This is a genomic window from Mesorhizobium sp. M6A.T.Ce.TU.016.01.1.1 (genome assembly GCF_003997065.1).
In the GTDB taxonomy this organism is placed as follows: Bacteria; Pseudomonadota; Alphaproteobacteria; order Rhizobiales; family Rhizobiaceae; genus Mesorhizobium; species Mesorhizobium mediterraneum.
Genome location: NZ_RZTJ01000056.1, coordinates 1 through 4,885 on the forward strand (window position 1 = coordinate 1; position 4,885 = coordinate 4,885).

Annotated in this window: 7 protein-coding genes; all 7 read right to left on the reverse strand. The window is 60.8% G+C overall.

What is annotated here, in order from left to right; all coding sequences use genetic code 11:
- The coding region (locus EOC94_RS32810; RefSeq protein WP_185928378.1) for an ATP-binding cassette domain-containing protein at positions 1 to 237 on the reverse strand (237 nt) is incomplete at its 3' end.
- 92 nt (positions 238 to 329) lie between these two features.
- The gene (locus tag EOC94_RS34965) at positions 330 to 608 is read right to left on the reverse strand and encodes a hypothetical protein (protein ID WP_245465711.1); all 279 of its coding nucleotides are present in this window, start codon (positions 606 to 608) and stop codon (positions 330 to 332) included.
- Positions 595 to 1,401 (reverse strand): TMAO reductase system periplasmic protein TorT, encoded by an 807-nt coding sequence (gene torT, locus EOC94_RS32815; RefSeq protein ID WP_245465712.1) that lies wholly within the window; start codon positions 1,399 to 1,401, stop codon positions 595 to 597. The genes EOC94_RS34965 and torT overlap by 14 nt, the downstream gene beginning before the upstream one ends.
- A gap of 202 nt (positions 1,402 to 1,603) precedes the next feature.
- On the reverse strand, positions 1,604 to 2,347 hold the full coding sequence (locus EOC94_RS32820; RefSeq protein ID WP_245465713.1) for an SDR family NAD(P)-dependent oxidoreductase: 744 nt from the start codon (positions 2,345 to 2,347) through the stop codon (positions 1,604 to 1,606).
- A gap of 23 nt (positions 2,348 to 2,370) precedes the next feature.
- Positions 2,371 to 3,282 carry an aminotransferase class IV gene (locus EOC94_RS32825; RefSeq protein WP_185928379.1) on the reverse strand — a complete coding sequence of 304 codons (912 nt, stop codon included), beginning with the start codon at positions 3,280 to 3,282 and terminating at the stop codon, positions 2,371 to 2,373.
- The gene (locus tag EOC94_RS32830; protein WP_127295740.1) at positions 3,279 to 3,671 is read right to left on the reverse strand and encodes a hypothetical protein; all 393 of its coding nucleotides are present in this window, start codon (positions 3,669 to 3,671) and stop codon (positions 3,279 to 3,281) included. The genes EOC94_RS32825 and EOC94_RS32830 overlap by 4 nt, the downstream gene beginning before the upstream one ends.
- Positions 3,672 to 4,119: 448 nt before the next feature.
- On the reverse strand, positions 4,120 to 4,803 hold the full coding sequence (locus tag EOC94_RS32835) for a hypothetical protein (protein ID WP_127295742.1): 684 nt from the start codon (positions 4,801 to 4,803) through the stop codon (positions 4,120 to 4,122).
- Between the last annotated feature and the right edge of the window lie 82 nt (positions 4,804 to 4,885).

Below are 4,885 nucleotides of genomic sequence, written 5' to 3' on the forward strand. Positions count from 1 at the left end.
GAATTCCTGAAACACCGCCGCGACCCCGGCATCGCGCGATTTCTGAGGGGTAAGCGCGGGAATAGCTGCGCCGTCGATACGGCACGAGCCTTCCGTCCAACCGTAGGTTCCCGCGATAAGATTGATGAGCGTCGACTTGCCGGCGCCGTTTTCGCCGAGAAGGGCATGGACCTCGCCGCTCAGCAGCGTGAAATCAACGCCATCAAGCGCGACCACACCCCCGAAACGCTTGGTCATACCCGTAAGTTCAAGCATCGTTGACACCACCTACATCGAAGCGAAAAGGGCGGTCGGCCAAGGCCCAGGCCCGCCGCCCATCGAAGACGCGACTATTGTACCGAAAATTCCGGCTTCCACCCATCGGGCGCGAAAATCTGTGTCGGGTCGATCTCGTCGATGTTGTCCTTGGTCACAATGCCCGGCGCGACGAGCAGAACCTTCTCATGGTCCTTCTTTTCCAAGGCGCGCACTGCAAGGTCGACACTGATGCGCCCCATCATGACCGGATATTCGGCGGCGAAGCCAAGCACCTTGCCTTCCTTCACCAGCTTCAGCATCGTCTGGTTCTCGTAGGACGACATGATGACGACGTCGTCACTGGCCGGCATCGGCGACCGCGCTGACGGCGGCTTCCGCCGCCGCCGCTCCGCCCCAGATGACGTTGAGGTCGGGATAGGTCTGCAGGGCGTCCTCGACGAGGCGCAGGCTTTGCGGAACGCCCGGCTCACCATAGAGCTCGGCCACGAGCTTGATGTTGCCGGTTTCGGTGCTGTCGCGGAAGCCGGCCATATAGCTCTCCGCCCAACCCGACCCCTGCGGACCCGGCAGGCCGATCGCGGTCGTCTTTTTATCGCCGAGGTACTTCTTGAGGTACTCACCCTCCTGAAAACCCTTCTGGTAGGTGTCCGGGGTGATACGCGCGGTGATCGGTGTTTCGAGAATGGGGTTGGCGACCGCGATCTGGACAAGGCCCTTGGTGTTGCCTTCCCTCAGCTTGGCCGCCAGGCCGGCTTCCGAGATGGCGGCGACAAGGATGCCCTGGGCGCCAGACGCCACGCAGTCATCATACTGCGACAGCTGCTTGGGCAGTGCGTCGTAGCCCCCGGCCTGCAGCACCGTCAGCTTGACACCTAGGCGCTTTGCTTCTTCGACGATGCCATAGTCGACCGAGACCCAGTAGCTGTCCTTAAGGTGCGGAAACAGAACGCAAAGGTTCCAGGGCTTCTCGGCCTTCTCCAACGGCACATAATCGATCGTCTCGACTTTTTTCAAATCGCCGCCCTTGGCCGCGTTGATTTTGAAAGGCCACCAATCCTTGGCCTGGGCGGCATTGGGCAGGACGGCGACGCTCGACAGGAAAGCCGCAGCGAGGACCGATTGGAGAGCGCGTTTTTTGGTCATGTGATTCCCCTTTTTTCTGTGTGGTTTCCCGGACCCGGGAGCCGGCGATTTCGCCGGCTCCGCGGTCTGCCTTGGGAGCAGATGGATTTGCTGATGCGTCGAAATCACCGTCTGGGCGAGTGCGCCCCTCGGGTCTTTCCGCGCCGTTCTCATTCACAGAGATACCGTACTACTTATAAGTTATAAGTCAATAGGGCTTTCATTAGCCGATGCTGTTTTCAGGCAGGGCCGGCGTCTTCAACCCCGCGCTCTCGCCGCCATCGACCGGCATGACGATACCGTTGACGAAGGACGAAGCCGGCGACAACAGCCAGGCCACGGCCTCGGCGACGTCTTCAGGGGTTCCCAAACGACCGACCGGAACGCGGCTTTCCAACAGAGCCCTGCGGCCAGGAATGGCAAGCGTGCCCGCCATCATCCTGGTCGCGATCTGGCCGGGGCAGACTGCATTGAACCGAACTTCGCTGATCTCCAATGCCAGCGACCAGGTCAAAGCGATGAGCGCGGCCTTGGAGGCCGAATAGATAGCCAGCCCCTCCTCGCCCATTAGCCCGGCCACCGACGACATCATTACCACCGATCCACGCGCCGCGCGCAGTCCTGGCATCGCCTCGCGGGTGAATACAAACGACGAGCGGGTATTCACCGTCATGATCTCGTCCCAGTCACCGAGGGTGGCTGCCTCGAAAGCCCCTCGCCCCGTCATGCCGGCGTTGTTGACCAGTCCCGCGATTTTTCCGTGGCCGAGCGTCATCGCGGCATCCACGACCGTCCGGCATTCGGCTTCGTCGCGCACATCACAGGCAATGAACCGCGCATTGGCGGCGCTGGACACGATTTCCCGCGCGGCGGCCTCGTCGCGACCGGTGAACACGACGAGGGCATCCTCCTGCGCGGCAAGGCGCCGGACACAGGAGGCCCCGATACCATGCGTGCCGCCGCTCACGACGTAGATGTTGCCTGTGCCACTCATGGCTCAGTCCTATAAACGATCGGCTCACCGAGCCAGGTTGTCCTGTGGCGCGCCCAGTAAAGGTCGCGCAGTTGCATCGTGATACCGCCCACGCTGGCGTTGCTTACGGGCCGCGCGTCGATCGTGGTCACGGGCATGATGCCGCCGGCGGTGCTGGTGATGAAAACCTCGTCGGCATCGCGCACCTGCGCCGCGGTTACTGTGCGCAAGTCACACGGGATACCAAGTTCGCGTGAAAGCTCCAGCACGCACCGACGCGTCATGCCTTCGAAGACACCTTGGTCCGGTGTTGCCAGGGCACCGTCCTTGATGATGAAAATGTTGAAACCCGGACCTTCGGTGACGTTGCCGTCCGCGTCCGAGAGTACGACCACGGTGGCACCACGATCGTAAGCCTCGAAGATACCCATCGTGAGATCGAGCCAGTGAAAATTCTTGATGCGTGGATCGATGGATTCGGCCGGAATGCGACGAATATCGCTGATTATCATCGATAGACCCCGATCACGCTGCTCCTCATTCGCCAGCCAGACGAATGGCTGCGCGAAGGCGTAGAACCTGTTCTCACACAAGCGTGGATCACGAGTGCCCTTTGGCGGCACACCGCGGGTACAAGTCATCTGCACATAGGCGTCGCGCAGTCCGCTGCGGCTGACGCATTCGGTAAGGATGTGTCCGATCTGGGCCTCATCGAGTGGTAGCGTCATGCGCAGCCCCCGCATCGAAGCGTTGAAGCGCGCTATATGGTCACGCAATCTGAAGAATCGGCCATTCCATACATGCGCCACGTCGTAGGTCGCATCGGAGCGCACGAAGCCGCGGTCAAGGATCGGAATTCGCGCCTCGGCGATCGGTACATAGGCGCCGTCTATGAAAGCGATTCCATCGGACGCGGATGGCAAGGTCATATCATCTTGTCCCCGTCATAGGCCAGCATCTTGGACCAAACGAACGCACCTACGCCGCAGTCGGCCTTGGCCTTGCCCATGATCTGTCCGCTGCCCGGCGGCTTCGCCCAGTCGAGATGCTCCAGGTATTCTTCACCGCAAGGCAGGATCATCTCCATTGCATCCATCTGGACGAGTCCCATGTGGTCGCCGGCTCCCTTTGTCTTGGCAATGCCGCCGGTGTAGCTCGCCTCGAGCAACGGTGCTTTTTTGTCTTTCGAACAGGGTGTGAAAACACGCCCCTCATCCCGTCCTGCAGCGACAACCGTAAGGTCCCTTGCGAACGCATTACTGATGGGCACTAGGGCGAAACCAAAAGAGCGAAAAAGCCAGCGGCAGGGGTTCAACATTTGGGTCTCCCTCCTAACCAACAACTTATATCTTATAAGATAGCAGTCAAGAGGGTGATGCCTCAGGTAGATCACCCGCCGAGTGGGTTCCGATGGGCTGGACTCAATGGGCTTTTGAGCCGATCGGCAGCGTCGGCACGGCCATCGCCTACCAGTTGGGACCATCCTCGAAGTGCCCGCCAGCGCCTTTAAAGGTGATCGTGCAGCTCTGATCCTTCTTCGCCTTGGCGGGTGCCGCGGAAGGATCCCGGGTTTGATCGCTCCGAGAACACCCGGGTCGATCCTCGCGAAGCTCGATGCTCTCTACAAACAATGCCATGGATTCTCACGCCCTTATTTCAGCACTGCCGCTCGCCTGCCCGACTCGGCCGGGGTCAGCCTTCACCGCCAAACTCATTGGCGCAGCGACGTTCCTATCGGGTCAGGCGAAGCTTCTCAAATGTGCCGTTCATCTCGTGGCCCTGGCACGGTCAATCGCCCTCTCAGTCTCGCGATTGACGGAGTTGCTCTTGAGGCGCGCGCCGGCGAGCTCGAGGAGCGCGTAGGCTATCTCGTCCTCGGTCCAGCCGGATTCCCCTGCCCGCTCAGCCAATTGCTGAAAGGCCGGTTCCAAGGCGAGCTGGCATTGAAGGCCGCGGTCGGGATGGTCGACCGGGCAGCTCGGTTCCACGATCGCAACGCGTGATCGCTTCATTGCAGGCCATGGGCTCTCGCCCCTCTCCTTTTGCCACACGAGGCGCGCCAGCTCACGTGTCGTTGGTGCGCGCCACGGCATCCGCTTCATCTTGTCAACCAGCCGCTCCAGCGATCCGGCGCGCTCCAGCTCCGCAAAGAAATGATGCGGCGTGACGCTACCGAGCCGGTGCATCTCGGCCAGGTTCCACACATATGGATAGTCGACCATGAAATCGGATCGAGGCGAGGCCTTGGACGGTTCGGCCTTGGTCAGGATGCCGCCGCCCACGAGTCGATCAGCCTTCTCGATGATTTGGCGCACCCTCGATTTCGACAGGCTATGTTCCTGCGCCAGGTCGGCGAAACTCTTGCCCTTCAGAAAGCCTTCGACCAGGGCGACATTCCTATCGACGGTCGGGCTAAACGCCCAACAGGCGCGCAGTTTTTCCAGTATCATTCCGTTCGTTCATCCGGTTGTTCGCCCCCTTGCAAACCCTACCCGGCCAAATCGGCGCTTGGAAGACACGACTCACATCATG